This window comes from Ruegeria sp. HKCCA5929, from assembly GCF_013034525.1.
Classification (GTDB): domain Bacteria; phylum Pseudomonadota; class Alphaproteobacteria; order Rhodobacterales; family Rhodobacteraceae; genus Ruegeria.
The window spans coordinates 559834-584681 of record NZ_WQGE01000002.1 but is presented as its reverse complement, the minus strand read 5'-3'; the positions used below and the strand labels follow the sequence as shown (position 1 = coordinate 584681).

Below are 24848 nucleotides of genomic sequence, written 5' to 3'. Positions count from 1 at the left end.
GGCACAACCAGTTTCAGTAGGGAGAGTTCACATGACAAAATTCATGTTCAGGACGTTTGCGTCGACCCTGGCGGTGGGCGTTGGTCTGCTTGCCACGCAGGCCTATGCCAAATCGGACATCACCATTGCGATGCAGCTTGAACCCCCGCATCTGGACCCCACCAGCGCGGCGGCGCAGGCCATTGACTCGGTGGTCTATACAAACATTTTCGAAGGACTGACCCGTTTTATGGGCGATGGCTCGGTCGTGCCCGGCCTAGCTGAAAGCTGGGAGATTTCTGACGATGGTATGGTTTATACCTTCAGACTGCGCGATGGTGTGACCTTCCATGACGGCACAACTATGGACGCCGAGGACGTCAAGTTCACCCTTGATCGCGCCACCGCCGAAGACAGCGCGAACGCCCAGAAGGCGCTGTTTGCGGGGATTGAAAGCGTTGAAGTTGTCGATCCGCTGACCGTTAAAGTCACTCTTTCGGAACCGAACGGCAATTTCCTGTTCAACCTGGCTTGGGGGGATGCGGTCATTGTCGCGCCCGACAGCATCGAAAACATCAAGACCAACCCAGTTGGCACCGGGGCCTACACCTTTGGCAACTGGGTCCAGGGCGACAGCATCACGCTGAACCGCAACCCCGACTATTGGGGCGATCAGCCCGCGTTAGAGACTGCTACATTCAAGTTTATCTCGGATCCAACCGCCGCTTTTGCGGCCATGATGGCCGAGGATGTGGACGTATTTGACAACTTCCCTGCGCCGGAAAACCTGCCGCAATTCGACGCCGATCCGCGCTTTCAGGTTCTGGTTGGTACAACCGAGGGTGAGACGATCCTGTCCACCAACAACAAACAGCCGCCGTTTGACGACATTCTTGTCCGGCAGGCCATGGCTCATGCCATCGACCGGCAGGCGATTATCGATGGTGCGATGTTCGGCTATGGCACGCCGATTGGAACCCATTTTGCACCGCATCATCCGGCCTATGTCGATTTGACTGGTGAGTCTGCCTATGACCCGGAACAGGCAAAGGCGCTGCTTGCCGAGGCCGGTTTTGAGAATGGGTTCGAAACTACGCTTCACCTGCCGCCGCCGTCTTATGCACGCCGGGGCGGTGAGATCGTTGCCGCGCAACTGGCCGAGGTCGGCATTACGGCCGAGATCATCAATGTCGAATGGGCGCAATGGCTGGAATCGGTGTTCCGGGGCAAGGATTTTGGCCTGACGATTGTCAGCCACACCGAACCCATGGATATCGGAATTTATGCGCGGCCAGATTATTACTTTCAGTATGAAAGCACTGATTTTCAGGCGCTGATGGATACTTTGAACGCCACCACTGATCCCGATGAACGCACACGACTGCTGGGTGAGGCCCAGCGTCTGATCTCCACCGATTATGTAAACGGCTATCTGTTCCAATTGGCCAAGCTGGGCGTCGCAAAGGCCGGTGTGCAAGGATTGTGGGCAAACGCACCCACTGCGGCGATCGACCTGACACAGATCAGTTGGTCTGAATGATACCTATGCCGGGGCTGTCTAGCGCGGCCCCGGTGTTACGCTCTTTTCGGGTGTCTCTTGTTATGTTCGTGTTTCGTAGTTTTTACCTTCTGTTGCTAGCCATTGGCCTTGTGTCGAATGCGCCGAACATCGCTGCGGCGCAAAACGCGTTGGGTGGGCGGTTGGATGCCTTGACTGGCACACCGGAGAACCCGCTTGAGGTGGGCATAGGCATCCGCATCGACCAGATCACCAGCGTCGACCAAAAGGCGGAAAACTATGGCGCTGTCGTGGTTTTACGGGTCGAATGGACGGATCCCGCGATGGTTTTTGATCAAGCCGAGATCGGGCGCGAGATCCGAGTATTCAGCCCGCCGGATCTGGCGGATCATGCCGCCGACATCGGTACCGTTTTGCCCGCCTTCGTCATCCACAACCAGCAGTCCAACAAGTGGATACACGAATCTGCGGCATCCCTGCGGTATGACGGGCATGTGGTTTATGTCGAGAAATCCTCGCTGACATTACAGGCACCGCATTTTGATTTCCGTAAATACCCGTTCGATACGCAGGAGTTTCACTTCGAAGTCGTATCAATCTTTCCCTCTGACTACGTGAAATACCGCCCGCTCGAGGACTATTCGGGACTTGGCGATCTGTTGGGCGAAGAAGAGTGGATTTTGGACAATGCACGTCTGGAAGCAACCAAGGTCACAGGTTTGTCCGGCAGAGAAAGCGATCAGGTCGCGCTTGTCTTCGAAGGCAACCGGCACCTGACCTACTACGTCATTCGGGTATTCTTGCCGATGCTGGTTCTGATTTCGGTCGGCTGGGCGCTGTTCTTCCTTGATGAATACCGCCGCAGGATCGAGATTGCGGGCGGCAATCTGCTGGTCTTTGTTGCATTCAACTGGGCGATCTCGGCAGATTTGCCAAAGCTTGGATATCTAACCTTTCTGGATTTTGTTCTGCAATGCATGTTCCTGATGACCGGGGCCTTGATTGTGTTCAATGTGGCGTTGCGGAAACTCAAAGTGTCCGGGAAAGAAGGCGCGGCGCGGACGCTGGACAATTACGCGATCAAGTGGATCTATCCTTTGGGCTATGCCGCAATCGTGGCCTACGCGGTTTTCGCCTACCTTCTGGTGCCTTAGATGCTGGACCCGTGCCTGATGTGACCCTAACGTGGTGCCAATGCTCCGCTATGCCCTTAAACGCCTGATTTCGCTGTTGATCAGCCTGGCTGTCGCCTCGGTCGTCATCTTTGCGGTGATCGAGGTCGCGCCGGGCGATCCGGCCTCGTTCATGCTGGGCGTGAACGCGCAAGAGGATACACTTGCCGCGTTGCGGGCTGAACTGGGCCTGGACGGGTCAAAAGTGCACCGGTATCTCAACTGGGTCGGCGGAATGCTGGTGGGGGATTTTGGCACGTCCTACACGTACCGCACGCCGGTGTCCCAGATGATCGCAGACCGGCTATGGGTATCGCTGCCGCTGGCACTTTACGCGCTGACACTGTCAACTTTGATCGCGTTTCCCGCCGGAATCTACGCCGCCGCCCGCCGGGGCAAGCCGGGGGATCTGGCGGTAATGGGCGCCACTCAGTTGGGCATTGCCGTGCCCAATTTCTGGTTTGCGATGATGCTTGTGCTGATCTTCGCCATCAACCTGCGCTGGTTCAATGCAGGCGGGTTTGTCGGTTGGAGCAACGGGTTGTGGGCCGGACTACATTCGCTGACCCTGCCCGCAATCGCACTGGCCTTGCCACAGGCGGCTATCCTCGCTCGCGTGATGCGGTCGGCTCTGTTGGATATTCTGGGCGAGGATTTCATGCGCACCGCCCGGGCCAAGGGGTTGTCCCGCCGTCAGGCGCTGTGGCGGCACGGGGTACGAAATGCGCTGATCCCGGTGCTGACCATCATCGGCTTGCAGTTTTCCTTTCTGCTGGCCGGGTCGATCATCATCGAACAGGTGTTCTACCTGCCGGGCCTTGGGCGACTGGTGTTTCAGGCCATCTCGGCTCGTGATCTCATCGTAGTTGAATCGGTGGTCATGTTACTGGTCTTTGCCGTAATCACCGTGAATTTTCTAGTCGATCTGGCTTATGCCGCCGTCGACCCAAGGCTGAGGAGCAGGACATGAGCCGCAACCTGTTTCTGGGCGCTTGTTTGTCTTCTCTGGTGGTTTTGGCCGCGCTGATTTCGTTTGTCTGGACCCCCTATGATTACTCGGCCTTGAGCATTCCAGAGAAACTTCAGCCCCCAAATGCGCAGCACTGGTTCGGTACGGATCATTTCGGGCGTGACATGTTTTCGATGATCATGGTTGGTGCGCGCACGTCCATTGCGGTGGCTTTGGTGGCCGTGGGGATCGGTATGGCGCTGGGGGTCCCACTTGGCCTGACAGCCGCGGCCCGCAAAGGATCGTGGTTGGATGAGGTCATCATGCGCGGCAACGATCTGGTTTTTGCCTTCCCCTCGCTGGTTATCGCCATCCTCATCACCGCCGTGTTTGGTGCCGGAGCGATTAACGCCATCATTGCCATCGGCATTTTCAACATCCCCGTTTTTGCCCGTATCACCCGAGGCGCAGCCTTGTCGCTGTGGGAGCGCGAGTTCATCCTTGCCGCGCGCGTATCGGGAAAAGGGGCAGCGCGGATATCGGTCGAGCATATCCTGCCCAATGTCGCCAACCTGCTGATCGTGCAGGGCACCATTCAGTTCAGTCTTGGAATTTTGGCTGAGGCCGGTCTGTCCTACGTCGGTCTGGGGGCGCAGCCGCCCACGCCAAGTTGGGGCAGAATGCTGGCGGATGCGCAGACAATGGTCAGTTTTGCCCCGCATTTGGCTCTGATTCCAGGCGTGGCGATTATCGTCACCGTCTTGGGCCTGAACCTGTTGGGCGACGGGTTGCGGGATTGGCTGGATCCCCGGATCAGGGTGGCGCGGGCATGAGTTTGTTGCGCATCAAGAACCTGTCACTGTCGATCCTTGGGACATCGATCCTGAAACAGGTCGACCTGTCCATCGATCACGGTCAGATCGTCGCCGTCACGGGCGAGAGCGGTTCGGGTAAATCCATGACGGCCTTGGCTGTGATGCAGTTGCTTCCGAACGGAGCAGAGGTAGACGGCTCGCTCCAACTGGAGGGCAAAGATCTGCTGACCCGGTACGAGGCCCAGATGTGTGCTTTGCGCGGCGCATCCATCGGGATGGTTTTTCAAGAGCCGATGACAGCGCTCAACCCCGTTAAAACCATTGGCGATCAGGTGATGGAAACGATCCTGATCCACAAGGCGATGCCTCATTCCCAAGCCCGGGTGCGCGCTCAAGAGGTTCTGACCCGCGTCGGTTTACCTGCCGATCGGTTCCCTTTATCCCGTTACCCGCATGAGCTGTCTGGTGGGCAGCGCCAGCGCGTTGTGATCGCCATGGCCATCGCCCTGCGCCCCAAGCTGTTGATCGCGGATGAGCCCACTACGGCGCTGGATGTCACCACGCAGGCGCAGATCCTTGATTTGCTCAAGGGGCTGGTGCGCGAATATGACATGGGTCTGCTGATGATCACCCATGATCTGGCTGTGGTCGCGGATATGGCTGACCAGATCACCGTCATGCGTCACGGCGAAGTGGTCGAAAGCGGCGCGACCAATCATCTGTTGCACAACATGCAGCACCCCTACACCCGTATGCTGTTTGAGGCGTCCGGTCATCAGGTCACGCTGCCGGAACCGCCGCAGCCGCAGCCGTTGTTGGAGGTGAGCCAGGTCGTGCGTGAGTATCGCCTGCCCCGGAAGGGCTTGTTTGACAGGCCGCATCATCACCGGGCTGTGGATGGTGTGAGCTTTACCCTCAATCGAGGAGAGCGTTTGGGGCTTGTGGGCGAGTCTGGCTGTGGAAAATCGACCCTAACAAGGGCTATCTTGGGGTTGGAAGAGGTGCAATCGGGCCAGATTCGACTGGGCGGGCAGCCTGTGTTCACAGGCCACAAACCCAACCTTGCGGTGCGCCGGAAGATGCAGGTGGTTTTCCAAGACCCCTTTGGCAGTTTCAACCCGCGCCACCGTGTTGCGCGTCTGATCACCGAACCGTTCCATCTGCTGGACACCCCGCCGACCGGATCAGACCGCCAGGATCGGATCGCTGAGATGCTGACAGCGGTCGGCCTCAGCCCGGATGACGCGGGTAAGTACATTCACGAATTCTCGGGCGGGCAGCGTCAGCGGATTGCCATCGCGCGGGCGCTGATTATTCAGCCCGAGTTGATCTTGTTTGACGAAGCTGTTTCGGCGTTGGACGTGTCGGTCCGAGCGCAAATCCTGGATCTGCTGGCCGAGCTTTGCGACGCCTACGACCTGACCTATCTGTTCATCAGCCATGACCTGAGCGTTGTGCGCACCGTCACCGATCGCGTGTTGGTGATGCAATCCGGTCAGATCGTTGAACAGGGCGAGACCAATCAGGTCTTTGAAGCGCCACAACACCCCTACACACAAACTCTGATCGCAGCCGCACCGCGATTGCCAGAGATAGAAATGATATCGGCCTAAATCTCCTGATTAGAGCCTGAAATGGAGGCAAAATTGACGCAAAAGATATGGTTCGACCCCGCTCTTTGCCTGATTGATGGACGCTGGGTGCCCGCGTCCTCGGGTGAATCCCTGCCGCTCATTAACCCCTCGGACGGGACCGAAATCTGCCGGATCGCACGTGGTTCAGAGACAGATGTCGATGCCGCAGTTCAAGCGACTCAAGCCGCATTGCAGGGCGATTGGGGGCGTAAAACGGCGTTGGAGCGGGGGCGTATTCTTACGAGGTTGGGTCAGCTGGTGCTGGAACGGGTCGAGGATCTTGCGCAGCTTGAGTCGATGGATGTGGGCAAGCCGCTTACGCAAGCCCGTGCCGATGCTGTTGCGCTGGCCCGGTATTGCGAGTTCTATGGCGGCGCAGCGGACAAGGTGATGGGAGAGACCATCCCCTATCTTGATGGCTACACCGTTTATACGCTGCGAGAACCGCATGGGGTGACGGGCCATATCGTGCCGTGGAACTACCCGATGCAGATCATTGGGCGTTCGGTCGGGGCGGCGCTGGCCATGGGCAATGCGTGCGTTCTGAAACCTGCAGAGGAAGCTTGTTTAACGGCACTGGCTTTTGCTCATCTGGCGCAGCAGGCGGGCTTGCCTGCCGGTGCTTTGAACGTCGTACCCGGCCTGGGGGCTGAGGCGGGCGCAGCGCTGTCGGCGCATCCAAGTGTGAACCATATCTCGTTTACGGGCTCTGTCGCTACCGGGGCATTGGTGCAACAGGCCGCAGGGCGCAATGTGGTGCCCGTGACTCTGGAACTGGGCGGAAAATCCCCGCAACTGGTCTTTGACGATGCCGATCTGGACGCGGCGCTGCCGTTTTTGGTGAATGCTGGCATACAGAACGCAGGCCAGACGTGTTCAGCCTCGTCCCGCATTCTGGTTCAGCGTGGCGTATACGATCAAGTCAAGTCCCGTATGTCTGAAGCCTATGAACAGCTGACCGTCGGACCTGCAATGCAGGATCTGCGCGTGGGGCCCTTGATCTCGGATCGGCAGAAACAGATAGTCAGTGGTTTTCTGGGCAAAGGCACGGATCTTACCATCGCGGCACAGGGGCAGATTGTCAGTGACGCGCCTGAAACCGGCGCTTACGTCCGGCCCACCTTGTTTGCAGATGTATCGCCCGATCATGTGCTGGCGCGGGATGAGATTTTTGGCCCGGTTCAGGTTTTGATCCCGTTTGACACTGAAGAACAGGCTCTAACAATTGCAAACAGTACGGAATACGGCCTGGTTGCCAGCATCTGGACGCGTGACGGGGCCCGGCAGATGCGACTGGCGAAAGGGCTGCATTCGGGGCAGGTGTTTATCAACAACTACGGTGCCGGGGGCGGAGTTGAATTGCCCTTTGGCGGTGTTGGCAAATCCGGTCACGGTCGCGAAAAAGGGTTCGAGGCGTTGTACGGGTTTTCACAACTGAAGACGGTTGCCGCCTATCACGGTTAGACAACAACCTCGATCGCTTCTTGCGCGCCGACCCCGAAAACACGCTTGTACCGCTCGATCTGGTCTTGTGGTCCCATCGCCTTTTCAGGGTTGTCCGACAGCTTCACCGTCGGGCGACCGTTGGCAGAAACCGCTTTGCAGACCAATGAGAACGGGGCCAGTGCGTCATTGGGCACAAGTCCGCGAAAATCGTTGGTCAGCAAAGTGCCCCAGCCGAAGGAAATATTGGCGCGACCTGCGAATTGGGTGTGCAACTCCTGAATTTTCTCGACATCCAGACCATCTGAGAAAATGATCCGCTTTTGGGTCGGATCTTCACCGCGCGACTTCCACCACTCGATGGCCACTTCGGCCCCTGCCGCCGGATCGCCGCTGTCGATGCGTATTCCGGTCCATCCGGCCAACCAGTCGGGGGCGTTGTCCAGGAAACCTTTGGTTCCGTAAGTGTCGGGCAAGATGATACGCAGGTTGCCGTCATGCTCATCATGCCAGTCGCTTAGGACGTCGTAAGGGGCTTGCGCCAATTCTGCGTCGGTGTCGGCCAGCGCTGAATAGACCATGGGTAATTCATGGGCGTTGGTGCCTATGGCCTCAACTTCGCGCCGCATGGCGATCAGGCAATTTGACGTCCCGGTAAACGACGCGCCCAATCCTTCGATCATGGCTTGCACGCACCAATCCTGCCACAGGAAGGAATGCCGCCGCCGCGTGCCGAAGTCCGCAATGCTCAGACCGTCAACCGAGCTCAGCTTTTCGATCTTTTCCCACACGCGGGTCATCGCACGGGCATAAAGCACCTGCAGCTCGAACCGTCGCATATCATTGAGAACGGCGCGCGATCGCAGTTCCATCAACACCGCCAGCGCAGGGATTTCCCACAGCATGACCTCATGCCATTTGCCTTCGAACGTTAGTTCATACTGATCGCCCTTCCGTTCCAGATGGTAGGGCGGCAGGCGCATATTCTCGAACCATTCCATGAAATCCGAGCGAAACATCTGCCGTTTTCCATAGAACATATTGCCCCGAAGCCAGGTGCTTTCGCCCCGGCTCAGGCTAAGTGAGCAAATGTGATCCAGCTGTTCCCGCAGTTCTCCTTCGTCGATCAATTTCGCCAAAGGAACGTGATTCGACCGGTTTATCAGTGAAAAAGCCACCGTTGTTTGGGGCTTGTTTCGAAACACTGACTGACACATCAGCAGTTTGTAGAAGTCCGTATCGATCAAAGACCGGACAATAGGGTCAATCTGCCATTTGTGATTGTATACACGGGTCGCAATGTCGACCATGGGGAACTCCTGCAATTTCCGTAGTTAGATCAATCGACAACGGGAATGGCAAGAGTCGCTGATTTGGTGACAATGCCAGTATGACGTCACATTACCGGCATATTGTGCATTGTTTTCACCGGTTAGTGAGAAGAGGGGATGGAAATACGGAACTGAGTTTGTGAATGGGTCTCGAGTACGATTTTGATATTGTTAAAGCTGCACTAGACGATTTTGACTCTGAAAAGCCGGGGGCTCAGAGGGATGGGGGCCGTCAGGTGCATGCAGTTTTCCGCGACATTAGAACTGCGGATGCTTTGCGGGGAACTTCGCCGAAAATCCGCAAGATGTTCTTGGACGCCGGGTTCAGCCTTGAGTCGCGCAACAGCGGCATCGTGCCGGGTGTTTTCCCTGCCGAGGATCAAGCCGACCGAGTGCGGGTTCTGAGGTCACTGTTTGCCAATATAAAGACGCATGGGGTTCGCGGGGAATATTGCGGCGAATTCGACCTGATGGATTTCCTGACCTACGTGCGTGTTGCGCAGCCGATGGCAGGGATCGTGCGTGCGCGTCAGGTGCGTACGCCACCGCCAAAACCGGTGCAGCCTAGCAACGACCGGCGAACAGTACCTGGCCGCATCGGGTTGGCTTTGGGGTTGGCAGTCGTTTTGTTTGTGATTCTTAAGCTTCTGGCAGCCGCCGGGACGACCCCTTAAATCAGGGTAACTCCGGCGTCGCGCATGGCCTGTTCCGATGCGGCCAGCGACCCCTCCATATCAATGGCGCGGCAGGCGTCCATGCGAACGGAGACATCAAACCCCAACCGTGCGGCATCCACGGCCGAGTAATGAACGCAGAAATCAGTGGCCAAACCAACCAGCGTCAAGCGGTCGAAACCTCGTGTTTCCAGATATCCTTTCAACCCTGTGGGCGTTTTGTGATCATTCTCAAAGAATGCAGAGTAGCTGTCGATGGCACCGCGAAACCCTTTACGGAGGATCAGATCGCCATTGACGCGGAGATCAGAGTGAAACGCGGCCCCCTGCGATCCTTGAACACAGTGGTCGGGCCAGAGAACCTGAGGGCCGTAGGGCATCTCGATCAGGTCAAACGGATTTTTGCCCTCATGTGAGCTGGCGAATGAGGAATGTCCTGCAGGATGCCAGTCTTGTGTCAGGATCACAGCGTCAAAATCGTCCATCATTGCGTTGATGGGGGCCACGATTTCATTCCCCCCTGCCACCGCCAAAGCACCGCCGGGGCAGAAATCGTTCTGAACATCTATGACGAGCAGGGCATGGGTCATTGCGGCCTCCTTTGATTGTCTTATCGGTAGGGGGCGGGGCGTCAGGCGTCAATGCACTCCCTTGCGGCTTCGGGTCTACGAAGGTAAATCGCGCCTATGTATACCATCGCTGCCCTGTATCATTTCACACGTTTCCCGGATCCCGCCGCGTTGCGCGACCCGCTGCTGGACCTGTGCCGCGCCCAATCAGTCACCGGCACATTGCTGCTGGCGCATGAAGGGGTCAACGGCACTATCGCAGGTCCGCGTGCTGGGATTGATGCGGTTCTGGAATATATTCGCGCCTTGCCCGGTTGCGCGGATCTTGAGTGGAAAGAGGCGACCTCGGATCATCCGCCATTTGGCAAGATGAAGGTGCGGCTGAAGAAAGAGATCGTGACTATGGGGCAGCCGGATGTCGACCCGCGTGCCCGCGTTGGCAACTATGTTGAGCCGCAGGAGTGGAACGAACTTATTCGTTCGGACGATGTTGTGGTCATCGACACGCGCAACGACTACGAAGTGGCAATAGGCACGTTTGAAGGCGCAATAGACCCTGAAACGGCCAGTTTCCGCGATTTTCCGGCGTGGTGGGAAGAAAACAAGGACCGTTTTCACAACAAACGCGTCGCCATGTTCTGTACCGGCGGTATCCGCTGCGAAAAATCCACCAATTATCTGCTGGGGCAGGGGGTTGAGGATGTCTATCACCTCAAAGGGGGCATCCTGCGGTATCTGGAAGAGACGCCCGCTGAAGACAGCACCTGGCAGGGTGAGTGTTTTGTGTTCGACAATCGCGTATCCGTTGGCCACGGCCTTGTAGAAGGGCCACACATGCTTTGCCACGGTTGCCGCCGACCGATCTTGCCTGAGGACATGAAATGCCCGGAGTACGAACATGGCGTGTCCTGCCACCAATGTATCGATGAGACGTCCGAGGCCGATAAAATGCGCTTTCGCGAGCGGCAAAAGCAGATCCTGCTGGCGCGCGAACGGGGTGAGACGCATTTGCGGCAGGATTGAATTCGGGTTGCAGGCCATTGCTTTAGGTCGGATGATCACCTGGAAATCAGCTTGAAGGGGCACTCATGCGCCGCAAACCCACAACACTGGAAGAGTGGAAGTCGACCTTTTTGGCTGCGTTGGGTTTGGTTCTGGCAAGCTTTCTTGCCTGGTATGGCCTTTCACGCCTGAGCGAAACGACCGCAGGTGACACGATCGGCACAATCGCTTCGGTTGGTCTGTTGATCTGGCTGGTGTCGCAGTCCTGGTACTACATGACTCAAGTGAAATCACCGCGTAGGCTATTGTTCCTGATGGGGGTGTCTTTCATACAGGTGGTCCCGTTCCTGTTTGCTGCGGTATATGGCGCGTTTGGATACAACGATCATTGTGTCGTCGGCGCGCAGGGTCCGGGTGACATTCTGTATTTTTCCTATGTGACCTTCACAACGGTTGGATATGGCGACATGTCTCCAACCGGCCTGTGTCGCGGGCTTGCCGTGTCCGAGGCTGTGACAGGATACATCCTGCTGGGTATGTTCGTTGCGGCAGCGGTCTCACTGTACGCGCGCAATCACAGCCATGAAGACCCTAAATAGGCTCTATTTGTTGTGATCGATCCAGCGCGACATCATTTTCTTGTCGCGAAAACACTCGGACGGGATAGGGCGGCGTTTGCTGCGTGAAATCCGCTCGGCAAAGGCGACTTGCTTGCCTGTTGGGTAGTTGTCGAATTGCGACGTGCTGCGCGGTTTGTGCGTTGAAATCCAATCCGAAAGCAGCTTTCGGTCACGTTGTGCCTCGACCGGTATCTCCAATGCCGATTTTTCGGCAATTGCGCGGGCATAGCGCATCTGTCGGTCCGTCACCGGAAGCAGATGATAGTCGTTGCTGGGCCCGTTCAGGGCAGATTGGCGCGTGTGCTGGGCCATCGGTTTATCCTCTGACTATGTAGAACATAAATAGAACATTAACCGAAAATTTCAAGGTTTGGGGGCTTCGGTTGGCATGATCCTGCCGTCCGAATGAATTTATTGACTGGTCAATCAATAATCTTTAGGGCCGATTTCAACGAACCAATTGTCCCGTTCAGACGGGTGAATAGAAGAGGACTTGGTATGAAGTTTCAGCCCAAAGCCAGCCATTTCATTGATGGCGCGTATGTCGAAGATACAGATGGTGCCGCCATCGACGTGATTTACCCGGCCACTGGAGAGGTGATCGCGCGATTGCATTCGGCAACACCGGCGATTGTTGAACAGGCTCTGAACAGTGCCAAAAGCGCACAAACAGCCTGGGCGGCGATGTCGGGAACCGAGCGGGGCCGGGTGTTGCGCCGAGCGGCTGACATCATGCGCGAACGCAATTACGACCTTTCCGTTCTGGAAACCCATGACACTGGGAAGCCGATCCAGGAAACCACCGTGGCGGATGCCACTTCGGGCGCGGACGCGCTGGAATACTTTGGTGGATTGGCCGGCAGTTTAACCGGCGAACACATTCCTCTGGGCGGCGGCGATTTTGTCTATACGATCCGCGAGGCTCTGGGCGTTTGCGTCGGGATTGGGGCATGGAACTATCCGACCCAAATCGCCTGCTGGAAAGGGGCCCCGGCGCTGGCCTGCGGCAATTCCATGGTATTCAAGCCATCCGAGACCACGCCCCTTTCGGCGTTGAAAGTCGCAGAAATCCTCATCGAGGCCGGCGCGCCAAAAGGCGTTTACAACGTGATCCAGGGATATGGGGATGTGGGCGCTTCGCTGGTCACTGATCCGCGCGTGGCCAAGGTTTCGCTGACCGGCTCTGTTCCGACGGGCCGCAAGGTCTATGCCGCAGCAGCCGAGGGCATGAAACACGTCACCATGGAATTGGGCGGTAAATCCCCGATGATCGTGTTTGATGACGCCGATATCGAAAACGCGGTTTCGGGTGCGATCCTGGGCAACTTCTATTCCTCGGGTCAGGTCTGCTCCAACGGCACCCGCGTGTTTGTGCAAAAGGGTATCAAAGAGGCCTTCCTCAAACGTCTCTCCGAACGTTTGGCCAACGCCAAAATCGGCGATCCGATGGATGAGGATGTCAGCTTTGGTCCGATGGTCAGCGAAAATCAGATGAATATCGCGCTGGGCTATATCGAAAAAGGCAAGGCCGAGGGCGCGCGTCTGGTCTATGGTGGAGCGCGGCTTGATGGCGACGGGTTCTACATGCAACCCACAGTCTTTGCCGACGTGACCGACGACATGACCATCGCGCGCGAAGAAATCTTTGGTCCGGTCATGTCGGTGCTGGATTTTGACACCGAAGCCGAGGTCATGGCCCGCGCCAACGACACTGAATTCGGTCTGGCCGCTGGTGTCTTCACCAGCGATCTGACACGCGCCCACCGCGTAGTGGCTGGGTTTGAGGCAGGTACCTGCTACATCAACACCTATAACCTTGCCCCGGTCGAAGCCCCGTTTGGCGGATCGAAAATGTCCGGCGTGGGGCGCGAAAACTCGAAACTGGCGATCAACCACTTCAGCGAGATGAAAACCGTCTATGTCTCAATGAACGATGTCGAGGCACCCTACTGATAAACGATGGCTCGGCTATAGACCCATTTTTCTGCGCCCGGCACAAATGTCGGGCGCTGAGCACATCAACAGGATTGCTATCCGACTTTTTGGGGTTGCTGATACTTGCAAAACCAAAATCGGTGACGACGAAGCTTTGAATGGCTATCGCGGGGTTCATCCCACGACGTAGTATTCCCGCATTGTGAAAACCTGTTGACTCCGGCGCGCGAGAAGCGCGTGTCACTCTCTATTGATCGAATTGAACATCTCAGCGATCTTCTGTCGCGTCGTTTCACTGTTTTCAAGCAGATTCTGTGCGTCTTTCAATGGTTTTTCCAAATGCCTTTCGGGGGGAGCAATCAAGGATTGAGTGGTCCGGTTCAGAGTCGCGTATTTCCCATCCGTAGGATCAACCGTGTCTCCCAGCAAACCCGCCAACCATAAAAGTCTTTTTGCAGCCTCGTCTTGCTCCAAACTCTGCATGACTTCAGCTGCGCCCGAATAGTCCTGCGCTATTTCCATGGCCTGTGCTCGCAACGCCAGTGCTTTGTCCGAGTCGTCCTTAGCCAATTCAAGCAGCGCTTGGTGGGGGCGTTCCGAAAGCATGGCTGCTCTAGCTCGTAAACGGGCCCTTTCAGTCCGACGGGTTTGATCTTCGGTTCTGTTTGCCAGAGCAAACGCCTGATCCGCGAACCCGAGCGTGGCGAGCCGATCAGCCAATGCGATTGCGGCGTCTGTGGTCAGGGGTGGCGTTTTTTCCATCTGCAGGATGTGAAATGTTTGCTGTAAGAAGGTCACGTCATCGGACCGCTCTGCCAACAGGTGCAGATGCCGATTGAACGCGCGGTCCCTGTCCTGCCCGTTTTCAAGTTCCAAAATGATGTCGAATGCAGGATCAAAGTCCTGACTAAGGCTCAGCGCAATCGCATGGGTACGGGCCATCATAGGGCCCAGATCCGAGCGCCGATACTCAACCGAATAGGACGCAGCCAACTCAAGCTCTTGCGTGGAAACAGTTTTGCGATCGGTCCAACGCTTTTCAACCAAACGGGCCAAGGCCACCGGTGCTTCAGGCGTTGCTTCGGTTGCCGTAACAACCTCGGTCAGCAACTTTTCTTCACGGGCTCCGTTGCCTTCGGCTGCGGCAACTATGGCCTTTGCGCGCGTCATGCTGTGCGACGTGCTTTCTTCAATGCGCTCGACTGAACGTATCACTCTGCGCGCGGCTTCCAATTGGTTTCCTTCAACGAGAATTTGTGAAAGCTGCATACCAAACCTGCGGCGGAGATGATCCGGCAATCCTGCATATGCCTGCTCGATTGCTTCGACATCGGCATCGGCAGATAACGTTTTGTCAGAAAGGACAGCCCAAAGCGCAGCATCGCTGTCGCATCGTTGCAAACCACTAAATGGATTGGTGTTTTGCACCGTCGTCTCATCTACGATCCGCGCAACCGCCTTGATGCGATCCGCTTCATCAGACACTAACTGGGTCAATTCTAAAACGGCCAAAGCCTCGGCCCCAAAACCGTGGTATGCATACAGCTTAGCCAGTTTCAGAGCGCTGTCTTCGTCAAGCGTGTCAAACTCATGATAAAGCGCTGTGCGTAGAACAGATACCTGCGTGGCGAATGGGTCCGCTGTGGACCAACTTGAGAAACCCAATTCGGACGTCGAGATGCAGGCTTTTTGAAGGTCGAGTTGCAGAACCTCGGAATTCAACACATCCTGCAGATCGTCCAGCACAGTCGTCAGGCGAATATTCGCACTCAAGCCGCTCAACAGTGGATCTTCATTGGATGTGATAGAACTGCGCGGTCCAACCGGGGCCAGATGCAGATCAAGCAGCTTACGGTCAGCGCCCTGCAAAAACCGGGTCGACAGTTGGTCTTTTAACCCACGCTCAAGAAGCGGCAGGTCAAGCCCTGACATTTGCGCGTTTGTATCCGAAGCAGTTGTTGCATTAACGGGCCGTTGTTGCATCGGCGGTGGAATATCAGCCAGCAACGGCGGCAGGAACTCTCCCGGCGTGATGTCGAGAACGATCATCGACCCTCGGTACAGAAAAGCCGAAGCCACGCATTCGCAGCCGAACTCAAGGTCCAAAGCGTCCCCGGGTTGAGCCTGTGACAGCGATTCAAGACGGTTCGTCGTCAATCTGCTGAAAACCGATCCTGTTCGAAAGGTCACGCCGTCCAAGTCCACCGTCAATCGCGCGCCGTCTCTGCGCTGGGCCAATCTCCATTCTGTGTTCGGCGGCACTTTAAACACCAAACGCGTGTATCCGTCATGCTCACCTGACCGAACTGCCACGTCTTGCGCCGTGGCTGAGGTGGCCGCTGCGACAACAGCCAATATCAACAGTCCGAGATGTTTCATGCGGCCGCCTGCTTTAGGTCCTTCAACGCTTCTTCAAGTTCGGTAAAGCCGGGGCGGTTGTGCGTGGGTGTATTCTGACGGCCGACCTCGATACACATGGCAGCATTGTGGTTGTGCAGGTTTGCGACCAAAACTTCCTTGATAAGTTGATAGAAGTGATTGTCTTCCTCGACCACAGATTTCAATTTCCCGGCAAAGGGGCCCACCAGACCATACGCCAGGAAAACCCCAAGGAACGTGCCTACCAAAGCACCGCCGATCAGCTTGCCCAGCACCTCGGGAGGTTGATCGATCGAGCCCATGGTCTTGATGACCCCCAAAACCGCTGCCACGATTCCAAGCGCGGGCAAGCCGTCTGCCACTGTCTGTAAGGCATGGCTCGAGTGCATCGCGTGATGAAAGTTCGCCTCCATCCGCTTTTCCAGCACCTCTTCCACTTGGTGCGGATCATCGTAATTCATTGCGGCAGACCGCATCGTGTCACAGATCAGATCAACCGCTTCCTTGTCGGCTTGAATCTTGGGGTAGGCAGAAAACAGGCTGGAGTTTTCCGGATCTTCGATATGTTGTTCAACCTCAACCGGATTGGCGCGCGCAATACGGATCAGCGAAAACAAAAGGCAGAGAAGGTCGCGATAGTCTTCGGGTTTCCATTTCGGACCTTTGAAGACCTTGCCCATATCCTTGACCGTGTGTTTCACACCGCCCATGTCATTGCTGATCAGAAAAGCGCCAACTGCTGCACCGCCGATCATCATCATTTCGAACGGCAGAGATTTCAGAATGATGGTCATCTTGCCGCCAGCAGCAAGGTAGCCGCCGAAAACCATCACAAAAATGACGACAATTCCTACAATTCCAATCATTTGAAATCTCCGGTTAGAGGGTGCGCTAGACGGGGTGACACAGGTAACTATTCCAGTGGGGCTGAGGCGTTGCGCCCGGCCATGACCACGCTGATCGTATAGGCCGCTTCAGGACTGAGACCCGCCAGAATCCCAGCCGCAGAGTCGGGCGGCATACGAGACAGGAATCCAGCTGCAAAAGTTGGCTCCATGGTTTCAAATAACGCGGCGGCATCTTTGGGTTTCATGGTCTGATAAACATCTGTCAGACGGGTCAGATCTTTCTCGGCGGCGTTGTCGGCAACGGCCAGAGTAGCGCGCAAAGACTGTTCTGCCTCTTCAAGCGCAACCAAACGCGTCTCAATCGCTTGACCGGCGATCTCCAGCGCCTTTTCCTGTTCACGAAGCATGTCTTCACGTTGCTTGACCCGTTCTTCTCGCTTTAGAAGTTCATTCAAGAGCGCCTGAATATCGCGTGCCTTTGGTGCTGTGGGTTTGGATTCTGCAACCTCAGGTCCTGTCGGCTTCGCAAGGGCTGGTCCCGCCTCCAACCCGATACGAATAACGGCAGAGCCGAGCATCAGTAAGGCAATGACGGTTAGGACGCCGGCTCGCGGGCGGCCGTCTTGTCGGGAGGCGCGGCGACGGCTCATGCCTGGGCTCCGTCCTGATTGCGGTCATGGCGGAAAAACATCAGCCCATCGGGGGCTTTGTTTTGCTGTTCCTTCCCTTCAGGCGCAGCGGACTCGGCGGGGTCTGCGGAGATTTCTTGCTCAATATTGCCTGGCTCTTTTGGTTGGGTTTCAGTCGGAACCGGTTCTTCCGTTGCATCCGGCTTAGGTGCCTCTTCGGGGACAATGTCGTGCATTGATGCCATCATGAGTTCCAGTCGCTGAGCGACGCTTTCAGCCCGTTGTGTCAGCGCCCCAAGCTGTTCACCGGACTGATCAGATGCGTCACGCGCGTTGTCCAAGGATTTCTTCAGCTCTTCCGCTTGTGTTGATAGCACGGCCACGGCACCACCAACGCCTTTCTCAAGGTCGGTAAACCGCTTAAGGCGGCGCGACAGAACAAAACAGTACAGACCCGCACCCAGCGCGCCAGCGACCAGCAAAATATCCGCAATCAGCTCCAATTTCGCCTCCTAATTCAGTACAAATTCCATGACCAGCACGTCGCGAACGCGACCGTCGCCTACAACAATTTCAACGCGCCGCAGCAAGTGGCCACGGATGCGCATCAGCGCCAGCGGATCTTCAAGATCGCGCAACTCCACTGCCCGCAGATATCCGTTCAGAACATCCATGATCCGTGGCAGCATTTTTTCGACGTCAGCCACATACGGGGCGTTCACTTCGAGCTGCGCGTGAAATTTCAGATGCCGAGAACTGCCCGAATTCACAGATACGATCACGGGTGGCAGATCGACGAACCCGACATCTGCCAATGCTCTGGCTGGCGTGTCCTTTTCGACGTCCTGACTTGATTCTTTTGCGGCTTTACCGCCGAACGGAATCAGCCCTGAAGAGGTCAGGAAATACCCGCCTGCAGCCCCGGCAATCGCCAGAATCACCCCGATAAGCATCGCCTTTTTTCCCTTTTTGTCAGGGACTTCTGCCTGTTCAGCCGTTGCGTCGGTCATGACGTCCTCATTCATCCGTTCTGTCGTTTCATAACCGGTCAGGGACTAACCGATTGTTAAGGGCAATCGTCTAAACAAGAGATGCGCCGGGCAGAATGTCGGCGAGTCGGAGGTGAGCGTGCAGCAGATCGGAACTGTCTGGGCAAGTTTGGACAGGCGTAAACAAATTATCGTTGCTGGTGCGGTTGCGCTGGTGTTTTTGGGAATTCTGGGAATGTCCCGCCTTGTAACGGCGCCGTCCATGACGCTGCTGTATGCAGGCCTGGAAAGCGGCGCGGCGGGGGATATCGTGCGTGCCTTGGAGCAGCGCGGTGTCGTCTATGAGATTCGCGGTGGATCAATCTATGTCCCCGGCGCGCAGCGGGATGAGTTGCGGATGACCCTGGCCAGCGAAGGTCTGCCAGCGAATGGCAACCGGGGGTATGAACTGCTGGATTCGCTGAGTGGGTTTGGCACCACCTCGCAGATGTTTGATGCAGCATACTGGCGCGCAAAAGAAGGTGAGCTGGCGCGCACAATAGTCGGCAGCCGACATGTCAGCCAGGCGCGTGTGCACATCGCCAACGGCTCGGCGAACCCGTTCCAGCGCAGTGTATCACCTACGGCTTCCGTCTATCTGGTGCCTTCAGGCGCCGACATCACCAGCGACCAGGCCAAGGCCATCCGGTTCCTGGTTGCCTCAGCCGTGAGCGGGCTTGCACCCGAGAACGTGACCGTGATCGACTCGAACGGGGCCGTGATCGGTGGGCAGGACACAGCTGTGGCGGCAGATACAGCGGAAGACAAATCGCGCCAGCTGCGTGAACGTGTTCTGCGTCTGGTCGAAGCGCGCGTTGGAACCGGAAATGCGGTGGTCGAGGTCAGTGTGGACACTGAAACCAAGACCGAATCCATCCGCGAGCGGCTCTTTGATCCCAAGAGCCGTGTGGCGATCAGCACGGATGTCGAAGAACGCTCGGACAGTGCCCGCAATCAGTCTTCCGATGTCACCGTGGCATCGAATCTGCCCGATGGAGATGGGGCTGGCGGGGATCAGTCAAACTCCACCGCTACCCAAACACGTGAGCGTGTGAACTATGAGGTCTCTGAGACAGAGCTTGAAGTGCACACTGCACCCGGTGCGATCAAACGACTGACGGTTGCAGTGTTGGTGAACGGGACCCGGACTGTGGATGCCTCGGGCGTGGAATCATTTGCACCGCTGCCACAGGCAGAGCTGGACGCGCTTCAGGAACTGGTGGCTTCGGCCGTGGGTTTCGATGCCGCGCGCGGGGACGTGATAACTCTGAAGTCTCTGGATTTACCGATAGTAGAGCCGCAAGGCACCTTGGCGTCGTCTTCAATGTGGCAAAAGATTCATCTGGATGCCATGTCCCTGATCCAGATGGCGGTTTTGGCTGTTGTCTCGTTGGTGCTTGCGCTGTTCGTCATCCGACCGATCCTTATGAAGCCTGCAATGACGACGGCGCTGTTGCCCGCCGCTGACGAAGCAAGTGAAGGCGCTTCGGTTCTGACTGGTGAAATTGCAACAGGCGAGGGTGCTGATTTCGCATCTTTGCCGCCACAGGGGGGCGTTCCTGTTCTGAGCGATAGCGCCACTGAAGATCCGGTCGCGCGATTGCGGACAATGATCGGCGACAAGCAAGAAGAAACAGTCGAGATTCTGCGCAGTTGGCTTGAAGAAGGCGAGGAGAGGGTGTGATGTCTATTGCCCATCTGCTTGAGGATTTCACCGCTCAGACCAGCACCGGCAACGTTCTGCTGCTGGATGAGGAAACGCTGGAAGAACAAAGGCTCGCATCTTTCGAAGAAGGCTACGGGGCCGGTTGGGAAGACGCCTCGCAGGCACAGGAACAAAGCCGTGGGAAGGTTTCTGCCGAGCTTGCGCAGTCGCTGGAGGACATGTCTTTCACCTGTCACGAGGCAATGATGCGGATGACCATGTCTTTGGAGCCGATGTTTGAAAGTCTGGTCCAAAAGGTTTTGCCCCAGATGGTTGAACAAGGGCTGGCCGCACGTCTTGTTGAACAATTGTCCGAGATGGCACGGTCGCAGATCGAGCAGCCGATGCAGATCATGGTGCCCATCGGATGCGCTGAAGATGTTAAGGCGCTGTTGCTCTCGGGCACGCATCGCGAACCGAATGTCATCGAAGATCCTTCACTCGAGGCCGGGCAAGCACGCCTGCAGGTCGGAACCAACCGGCGCGAAGTGGATTGCAGCGCGTTGCTGACCACCGTCGCACAGATTTTTGACGCTTATGTCTTTGAGGCAAGAGAGGCTTTGTCCAATGAATGACACTCAAATCCCGCAAACAGAAAAACCAAACCCGTTTGAATCTGTCCCGATCGAGGTGACAGTCTCGGTTGGTCGTGCCCGTCCGCTAATCAGGGATCTGTTGAACATGGGCGAGAACGCGGTTTTGACGCTGGACAAACGGATCGAAGATCCGGTCGACCTTTACGTCGGGGACCAGCTGGTTGCGCGTGGTTTGCTGGAAGAGATGGAGGGCGACCAGGCCGGACAATTGGCTGTGCGCCTGACCGAGATTGCCGACCTTCAAAACGGGATCGGTTGATGCGCTTTGCGATCTGGCTGGCTCTGGCTATTGTGCTGACCCCATCGCTCGCTGCAGCGCAGGATGTGACTTTGTCCCTTGGCGAGGGCGGGTCGATTTCGGCCCGGACCATCCAGTTGATCCTTTTGATCACGGTGTTGAGCATAGCGCCGGGCCTGGCAGTTATGATCACCTGTTTCCCGTTTCTGGTTACAGTCTTGTCGATCCTGCGACAGGGGATTGGCTTGCAGCAATCGCCGCCCAATATGCTGATTGTCAGTCTGGCGTTGTTTCTGACCTATTTCATCATGGACCCCGTGTTCACCGAAGCCTGGGAAAGTGGCATTCGCCCGATGATGGAGGAAACGATCGGGGTCGAGGCCGCGCTGGAACGGGCGCTGGGCCCCTTCCGCACTTTCATGGCAGCCCGCTTGGATGCGGATACTTTTTATGCCATGGCTGCCCTACGTCCCGATGGAGATGCGATGGAACTGTCGGCGCAAGCGCCGCTATCCGTCCTGATGCCGTCTTTCATGCTATCCGAAATCGCGCGGGCTTTTCAGATTGGCTTTCTGATTTTCCTGCCGTTTCTGATCATCGATCTAGTTGTTGCAGCGGTGTTGATGTCGATGGGCATGATTATGGTCCCTCCGGCAATCGTATCCTTGCCATTCAAACTGGCGTTCTTTGTCATCGCAGACGGCTGGGCCTTGATTGCGGGCGCTTTGGTACGCAGCTACGCACCCTGAAACCGAAACAAAAAAGGGTCAGAAGAACCTGACCCTTTCGTATGCTCTGGCAAGATCTTCGAGCCGGCGCGTGACCACGCCCGGCCGCAAGGTCAGCCTGTTTTGTTCAGATCTCTGATCAGTTGATCCAGATTGCCTTTCCGGGCATCCAGCATAGCGCCGATTTCGGTGCGTTCGGTCAGCAGCAGGTTCACGCCTTCGATGAACATATTATAGAACTTGTCCCGGCCCGACTTGTCGGAAACCAGAAAGGTCACGTCAAAGGGGGCCGAGCCGCGCAGTTTGACCAGCGTCCGAACTTCGTACCCGGCCTTGATTTTCCGGGCATTGCGCACATCGACCTCGCCGCCAATAAACTCTCGGAACCGGCGGCCATATTTACGCGAGATATAGCCCTGGAACGCTTTGGTGAACTTTTTCAATTGGGCCGGGCTGGCCGTACGGGCATCAGCACCCAGCGCGTAACGCGCCATAATGGGAACATCGCCATATTGAACAAAGATCTTTTCGAAGTCGCGCAGCATTGCTTTTTCAGACTTGCCTGAATCGATCACCCGATTGATGTCAGCAACCACGCTGTTGACCAGCGCTTTTGCTGCGGCTTCGGTCTGTGCCAAGGCTGGCATCGGCAGCAGGGCCAATGCAAGGCCCGAGGCGATGAAGTGACGGCGGTTCAAATCGTTATTCGGCATAGGGGTCCTCGTAGGGGTCTAAAAAGGGGTCCCTGACCGGGTCTGTCCCGGTTTCGGCATAGGGGTCAGAATATAGATCCAGATAGGCGTCTTCGTCATCTCTTGCCAGTTCAAAGCGGCGATTTTGCAGAAAGATCAGGCGTGCCTGCGCGTAACTGTCTGCACTTTCATAAAGAATCGAATCGACTGTATCCGAGAACCGGCCGCGATCTCCCATGCGGCGGACGATCTCGGCGTATACGCCAATGTTGTCGACGGGTCGCACCGGAGAAAAATTGATTGGGTTCGAGAACAAATTGATCACAACCCCGATCGCATCCCGTTGGGTCGATGGGCCGTAGAAGGGAAGCTCAACATATGCGCCTTCGCCCACACCCCACACGTGCAACGTCTCGCCGAAATCGGTATCCACTGGTGGCAGGTTCAATTCATCCGCCGGTGCGGAAAGACCAAAGCCACCCACAGTCATGTTGATCACGAAGCGCAGCAACGCGTTGCCCATCTGTTTCGGATTGCCCTGCAACAGGTAATCAACGGCCTGCCCCGGCAGCGAAATATTTTCGGCGAAGGTGCTGAAACTGGTCACCATCGGGTCAGGAACGATCTTCACATAGCCTTTCGAAGCAGGGCGGAACAAGAATCGGTCCACACCAAGGTTGAACTTGTGGATCGCCCGGTTGTTGTTCTCATACGGATCAAAAACGTCGCTACGCGAGGCCCCCTCGGGCGGAGTCGTAGCGCAAGCAGACAGAATGGCCATGCATGACAGGACAATAAAATGTTTCAGGCGCAATCTGCTTGGCACGGTTTGCTTCTCCCAAAATGGTCCGACACATGGTCCGCCGGACGTTCAATCAAAATCCACGTGCTGGGGTGGCACAAGTTCTGTCACTAGTCGTTTCGGGTCTTAAATGAAACACCTTGCGTGTAACCTGTCATTTGGGGGCGGGTAAAGTGACCAAGGATCAACAGCTCGTAATAAGTAAAGAAACGCTCAGATCGCTGGCAGACAGGACATTGCCGGTTTTCGACTTTCCCAAACCAAGCTTCCCGGTTAGCGTCCGGCGGAGTCGAATTTAGGGAAGGACCCTCTCAATGAGCATCGCCGCAAAACTGGAAACCCTGGGTGTTACACTGGATGAAGCGCCTGCACCCGCTGCCAACTATGTGCCATTCGTACGCATGGGCAACATCGTTTATGTGTCGGGCCAGATTTCGAAAACCGATGAACTGATCACCGGTAAACTGGGGGATGACATGGATGTCGAAGCCGGAGCCGCAGCGGCACGGGTTTGCGCGATCAATCTGTTGGCGCAGGTCAAAGCAGCCTGTGGCGGCGACATCGAAAAGCTGGTGCGTGTGGTGAAGCTAACAGGGTTTGTTAACTCGACGGCGGATTTCACGCAGCAGCCGCAAGTGATCAACGGCGCGTCCGATTTCCTTGTCGAGGCGCTGGGCGATGCCGGTCGCCATTCGCGCTCTGCCGTCAGTGCCGCGTCACTGCCGTTGGGCGTCGCGGTTGAGATCGAAGGGATTTTCGAAGTCCAATGACACCCACATTGCCGTCAGAGTTTCTTCAACGCCCGATTGCGCATCGGGCGTTGCATGACATTTCCGACAACCGCCCTGAGAACAGCCGCGCCGCCATTCAGGCTGCAATTGACGCCGGATATGGGATCGAGATTGACCTGCAACTGACTGCAGATGGTCAGGTGATGGTCTTTCACGACTATGACCTCAAGCGTCTGACCGGGCAGACCGGCGCGATTCAGCAGATCACCGGGGCAGAGGCGTCGGCGGTTCCGTTGCTGCATTCCGACGGTGAAGGTATCCCGTCGCTGAAAGAAGTACTGGATATTGTCGCCGGTCAGGTGCCGTTGCTTGTTGAGTTCAAAGATCAGGACGGGGCCATGGGCACCGGCATCGGTCCGCTGGAGCAAGAGGCCCTGCGTATTCTGTCGGGCTATGAAGGCCCGCTGGCGCTGATGTCGTTCAACCCGAACTCGACCGCTGAACTGGCGCGCCTGGCCCCGCATTTGCCATGCGGGATCGTAACATGCGCCTTTGAGTCGGAGGATTGGCCGTTGTCTCAAACCGTTCGCGAACACCTGCGCGACATTCCGGATTTTGAGAGGAGCAACGCCAGCTTCATCAGTCACGAGGCTGCCGACCTGACGCGCCCTCGCGTGGCCGAGTTGAAGGCGCGTGGTGTGCCGATCCTGTGCTGGACCATCCGGTCGCCTGAACAAGAGGCAGAGGCCCGTGAAGTTGCCGACAATGTGACATTCGAAGGGTATCTGGCTGCGCATTCAGCTTGAACCCACTCTGACCTGTCACAGATA

At 56.6% G+C, this 24848-nt stretch carries 26 protein-coding genes; 16 read left to right on the top strand and 10 right to left on the bottom strand.

Features of this window, described 5'->3' with window-relative positions:
- Nucleotides 1-31: 31 nt before the first annotated feature.
- From GOV90_RS07680 to GOV90_RS07655, 6 genes are all read left to right on the top strand, one after another.
- Nucleotides 32-1519, top strand: coding sequence for an ABC transporter substrate-binding protein (locus GOV90_RS07680; RefSeq protein ID WP_171093135.1), 1488 nt, complete (start codon nt 32-34; stop codon nt 1517-1519).
- A 62-nt stretch (nt 1520-1581) separates the two neighbouring features.
- The gene (locus GOV90_RS07675) at nt 1582-2652 is read left to right on the top strand and encodes a hypothetical protein (RefSeq protein ID WP_171093137.1); all 1071 of its coding nucleotides are present in this window, start codon (nt 1582-1584) and stop codon (nt 2650-2652) included.
- A gap of 40 nt (nt 2653-2692) precedes the next feature.
- Nucleotides 2693-3640 carry an ABC transporter permease gene (locus GOV90_RS07670; protein WP_171093139.1) on the top strand — a complete coding sequence of 316 codons (948 nt, stop codon included), beginning with the start codon at nt 2693-2695 and terminating at the stop codon, nt 3638-3640.
- Nucleotides 3637-4452, top strand: coding sequence for an ABC transporter permease (locus GOV90_RS07665; RefSeq protein ID WP_171093141.1), 816 nt, complete (start codon nt 3637-3639; stop codon nt 4450-4452). The genes GOV90_RS07670 and GOV90_RS07665 overlap by 4 nt, the downstream gene beginning before the upstream one ends.
- Complete coding sequence (locus GOV90_RS07660) at nt 4449-6047, top strand: ABC transporter ATP-binding protein (protein ID WP_171093143.1); 1599 nt, start codon at nt 4449-4451, stop codon at nt 6045-6047. Before GOV90_RS07665 ends, GOV90_RS07660 begins: the two co-directional genes overlap by 4 nt.
- 33 nt (nt 6048-6080) lie before the next feature.
- Nucleotides 6081-7532: an aldehyde dehydrogenase family protein gene (locus tag GOV90_RS07655; RefSeq protein ID WP_253284741.1), complete on the top strand. Its 1452-nt coding sequence runs from the start codon at nt 6081-6083 to the stop codon at nt 7530-7532.
- Here GOV90_RS07655 and pncB read toward each other — a convergent pair.
- Nucleotides 7529-8821, bottom strand: a complete 1293-nt coding sequence (pncB, locus tag GOV90_RS07650; protein WP_171093148.1) for a nicotinate phosphoribosyltransferase — start codon at nt 8819-8821, stop codon at nt 7529-7531. The genes GOV90_RS07655 and pncB overlap by 4 nt on opposite strands.
- A 164-nt stretch (nt 8822-8985) precedes the next feature.
- On the opposite strand from pncB, the gene GOV90_RS07645 reads away from it, so the two are divergent.
- Nucleotides 8986-9516, top strand: coding sequence for a hypothetical protein (locus tag GOV90_RS07645; RefSeq protein ID WP_171093151.1), 531 nt, complete (start codon nt 8986-8988; stop codon nt 9514-9516).
- Here the strand turns inward: GOV90_RS07645 and pncA are convergent.
- The gene (gene pncA / locus GOV90_RS07640; protein WP_171093153.1) at nt 9513-10106 is read right to left on the bottom strand and encodes a bifunctional nicotinamidase/pyrazinamidase; all 594 of its coding nucleotides are present in this window, start codon (nt 10104-10106) and stop codon (nt 9513-9515) included. The two genes, GOV90_RS07645 and pncA, sit on opposite strands and share 4 nt — an antisense overlap.
- A gap of 96 nt (nt 10107-10202) precedes the next feature.
- On the opposite strand from pncA, the gene GOV90_RS07635 reads away from it, so the two are divergent.
- Nucleotides 10203-11108, top strand: coding sequence for a rhodanese-related sulfurtransferase (locus GOV90_RS07635; RefSeq protein ID WP_171105783.1), 906 nt, complete (start codon nt 10203-10205; stop codon nt 11106-11108).
- 65 nt (nt 11109-11173) lie between these two features.
- Entirely contained in the window at nt 11174-11686 is a 513-nt protein-coding gene (locus GOV90_RS07630) for a potassium channel family protein (RefSeq protein WP_171093157.1), read from the top strand.
- Between the two features lie 3 nt (nt 11687-11689).
- Here the strand turns inward: GOV90_RS07630 and GOV90_RS07625 are convergent, their stop codons facing one another.
- Entirely contained in the window at nt 11690-12019 is a 330-nt protein-coding gene (locus GOV90_RS07625; protein WP_171093159.1) for a hypothetical protein, read from the bottom strand.
- Between the two features lie 186 nt (nt 12020-12205).
- Between GOV90_RS07625 and betB the strand changes: the two genes are divergently transcribed.
- The gene (gene betB / locus GOV90_RS07620; RefSeq protein ID WP_171093161.1) at nt 12206-13660 is read left to right on the top strand and encodes a betaine-aldehyde dehydrogenase; all 1455 of its coding nucleotides are present in this window, start codon (nt 12206-12208) and stop codon (nt 13658-13660) included.
- A gap of 222 nt (nt 13661-13882) precedes the next feature.
- On the opposite strand, the gene GOV90_RS07615 is transcribed toward betB, so the two are convergent.
- From GOV90_RS07615 to fliL, 5 genes are read right to left on the bottom strand one after another with little or no spacing between them, the layout of a single operon-like run.
- Complete coding sequence (locus tag GOV90_RS07615; RefSeq protein ID WP_171093163.1) at nt 13883-16021, bottom strand: hypothetical protein; 2139 nt, start codon at nt 16019-16021, stop codon at nt 13883-13885.
- On the bottom strand, nt 16018-16887 hold the full coding sequence (gene motA / locus GOV90_RS07610) for a flagellar motor stator protein MotA (protein ID WP_171093164.1): 870 nt from the start codon (nt 16885-16887) through the stop codon (nt 16018-16020). Before motA ends, GOV90_RS07615 begins: the two co-directional genes overlap by 4 nt.
- A gap of 47 nt (nt 16888-16934) precedes the next feature.
- The gene (locus GOV90_RS07605) at nt 16935-17519 is read right to left on the bottom strand and encodes a MotE family protein (protein WP_171093167.1); all 585 of its coding nucleotides are present in this window, start codon (nt 17517-17519) and stop codon (nt 16935-16937) included.
- Nucleotides 17516-18001 (bottom strand): DUF6468 domain-containing protein, encoded by a 486-nt coding sequence (locus GOV90_RS07600; protein ID WP_171093169.1) that lies wholly within the window; start codon nt 17999-18001, stop codon nt 17516-17518. Before GOV90_RS07600 ends, GOV90_RS07605 begins: the two co-directional genes overlap by 4 nt.
- A 9-nt stretch (nt 18002-18010) precedes the next feature.
- Nucleotides 18011-18508, bottom strand: a complete 498-nt coding sequence (fliL, locus tag GOV90_RS07595) for a flagellar basal body-associated protein FliL (RefSeq protein WP_171093360.1) — start codon at nt 18506-18508, stop codon at nt 18011-18013.
- A gap of 118 nt (nt 18509-18626) precedes the next feature.
- On the opposite strand from fliL, the gene fliF reads away from it, so the two are divergent.
- The 4 genes from fliF to fliP are packed head-to-tail and all read left to right on the top strand — an operon-like array spanning nt 18627 to nt 21814.
- Nucleotides 18627-20210: a flagellar basal-body MS-ring/collar protein FliF gene (gene fliF / locus GOV90_RS07590; RefSeq protein WP_171093171.1), complete on the top strand. Its 1584-nt coding sequence runs from the start codon at nt 18627-18629 to the stop codon at nt 20208-20210.
- Nucleotides 20210-20806: an ABC transporter ATP-binding protein gene (locus GOV90_RS07585; protein WP_171093173.1), complete on the top strand. Its 597-nt coding sequence runs from the start codon at nt 20210-20212 to the stop codon at nt 20804-20806. Before fliF ends, GOV90_RS07585 begins: the two co-directional genes overlap by 1 nt.
- Nucleotides 20799-21086 carry a FliM/FliN family flagellar motor C-terminal domain-containing protein gene (locus GOV90_RS07580; RefSeq protein WP_171093175.1) on the top strand — a complete coding sequence of 96 codons (288 nt, stop codon included), beginning with the start codon at nt 20799-20801 and terminating at the stop codon, nt 21084-21086. The genes GOV90_RS07585 and GOV90_RS07580 overlap by 8 nt, the downstream gene beginning before the upstream one ends.
- Complete coding sequence (gene fliP / locus GOV90_RS07575; protein ID WP_171093177.1) at nt 21086-21814, top strand: flagellar type III secretion system pore protein FliP; 729 nt, start codon at nt 21086-21088, stop codon at nt 21812-21814. Before GOV90_RS07580 ends, fliP begins: the two co-directional genes overlap by 1 nt.
- 92 nt (nt 21815-21906) lie before the next feature.
- On the opposite strand, the gene GOV90_RS07570 is transcribed toward fliP, so the two are convergent.
- Both GOV90_RS07570 and GOV90_RS07565 read right to left on the bottom strand, forming a co-directional pair.
- Nucleotides 21907-22506: a phospholipid-binding protein MlaC gene (locus tag GOV90_RS07570; protein WP_171093179.1), complete on the bottom strand. Its 600-nt coding sequence runs from the start codon at nt 22504-22506 to the stop codon at nt 21907-21909.
- Complete coding sequence (locus tag GOV90_RS07565) at nt 22496-23311, bottom strand: VacJ family lipoprotein (RefSeq protein ID WP_371732269.1); 816 nt, start codon at nt 23309-23311, stop codon at nt 22496-22498. The genes GOV90_RS07570 and GOV90_RS07565 overlap by 11 nt, the downstream gene beginning before the upstream one ends.
- 290 nt (nt 23312-23601) lie before the next feature.
- On the opposite strand from GOV90_RS07565, the gene GOV90_RS07560 reads away from it, so the two are divergent.
- Nucleotides 23602-24057, top strand: a complete 456-nt coding sequence (locus tag GOV90_RS07560; RefSeq protein ID WP_171093181.1) for a RidA family protein — start codon at nt 23602-23604, stop codon at nt 24055-24057.
- On the top strand, nt 24054-24824 hold the full coding sequence (locus GOV90_RS07555; protein ID WP_171093183.1) for a glycerophosphodiester phosphodiesterase family protein: 771 nt from the start codon (nt 24054-24056) through the stop codon (nt 24822-24824). The genes GOV90_RS07560 and GOV90_RS07555 overlap by 4 nt, the downstream gene beginning before the upstream one ends.
- Nucleotides 24825-24848: the final 24 nt, after the last annotated feature.

Bases quoted from the DNA above. Each gene is read 5' to 3' on its own strand.
- GOV90_RS07630 (WP_171093157.1), top strand. From the start codon at position 11,174: ATGCGCCGCAAACCCACAACACTGGAAGAGTGGAAGTCGACCTTTTTG.
- pncB (WP_171093148.1), bottom strand. From the start codon at position 8,821: ATGGTCGACATTGCGACCCGTGTATACAATCACAAATGGCAGATTGAC.
- GOV90_RS07605 (WP_171093167.1), bottom strand. From the start codon at position 17,519: ATGAGCCGTCGCCGCGCCTCCCGACAAGACGGCCGCCCGCGAGCCGGC.
- GOV90_RS07580 (WP_171093175.1), top strand. From the start codon at position 20,799: ATGAATGACACTCAAATCCCGCAAACAGAAAAACCAAACCCGTTTGAA.
- GOV90_RS07585 (WP_171093173.1), top strand. From the start codon at position 20,210: ATGTCTATTGCCCATCTGCTTGAGGATTTCACCGCTCAGACCAGCACC.
- GOV90_RS07665 (WP_171093141.1), top strand. From the start codon at position 3,637: ATGAGCCGCAACCTGTTTCTGGGCGCTTGTTTGTCTTCTCTGGTGGTT.
- GOV90_RS07635 (WP_171105783.1), top strand. From the start codon at position 10,203: ATGTATACCATCGCTGCCCTGTATCATTTCACACGTTTCCCGGATCCC.
- GOV90_RS07555 (WP_171093183.1), top strand. From the start codon at position 24,054: ATGACACCCACATTGCCGTCAGAGTTTCTTCAACGCCCGATTGCGCAT.
- GOV90_RS07660 (WP_171093143.1), top strand. From the start codon at position 4,449: ATGAGTTTGTTGCGCATCAAGAACCTGTCACTGTCGATCCTTGGGACA.
- GOV90_RS07625 (WP_171093159.1), bottom strand. From the start codon at position 12,019: ATGGCCCAGCACACGCGCCAATCTGCCCTGAACGGGCCCAGCAACGAC.
- GOV90_RS07670 (WP_171093139.1), top strand. From the start codon at position 2,693: ATGCTCCGCTATGCCCTTAAACGCCTGATTTCGCTGTTGATCAGCCTG.
- GOV90_RS07645 (WP_171093151.1), top strand. From the start codon at position 8,986: ATGGGTCTCGAGTACGATTTTGATATTGTTAAAGCTGCACTAGACGAT.
- fliL (WP_171093360.1), bottom strand. From the start codon at position 18,508: ATGACCGACGCAACGGCTGAACAGGCAGAAGTCCCTGACAAAAAGGGA.
- motA (WP_171093164.1), bottom strand. From the start codon at position 16,887: ATGATTGGAATTGTAGGAATTGTCGTCATTTTTGTGATGGTTTTCGGC.
- pncA (WP_171093153.1), bottom strand. From the start codon at position 10,106: ATGACCCATGCCCTGCTCGTCATAGATGTTCAGAACGATTTCTGCCCC.
- GOV90_RS07560 (WP_171093181.1), top strand. From the start codon at position 23,602: ATGAGCATCGCCGCAAAACTGGAAACCCTGGGTGTTACACTGGATGAA.
- fliP (WP_171093177.1), top strand. From the start codon at position 21,086: ATGCGCTTTGCGATCTGGCTGGCTCTGGCTATTGTGCTGACCCCATCG.
- GOV90_RS07615 (WP_171093163.1), bottom strand. From the start codon at position 16,021: ATGAAACATCTCGGACTGTTGATATTGGCTGTTGTCGCAGCGGCCACC.
- GOV90_RS07570 (WP_171093179.1), bottom strand. From the start codon at position 22,506: ATGCCGAATAACGATTTGAACCGCCGTCACTTCATCGCCTCGGGCCTT.
- GOV90_RS07680 (WP_171093135.1), top strand. From the start codon at position 32: ATGACAAAATTCATGTTCAGGACGTTTGCGTCGACCCTGGCGGTGGGC.
- betB (WP_171093161.1), top strand. From the start codon at position 12,206: ATGAAGTTTCAGCCCAAAGCCAGCCATTTCATTGATGGCGCGTATGTC.
- GOV90_RS07675 (WP_171093137.1), top strand. From the start codon at position 1,582: ATGTTCGTGTTTCGTAGTTTTTACCTTCTGTTGCTAGCCATTGGCCTT.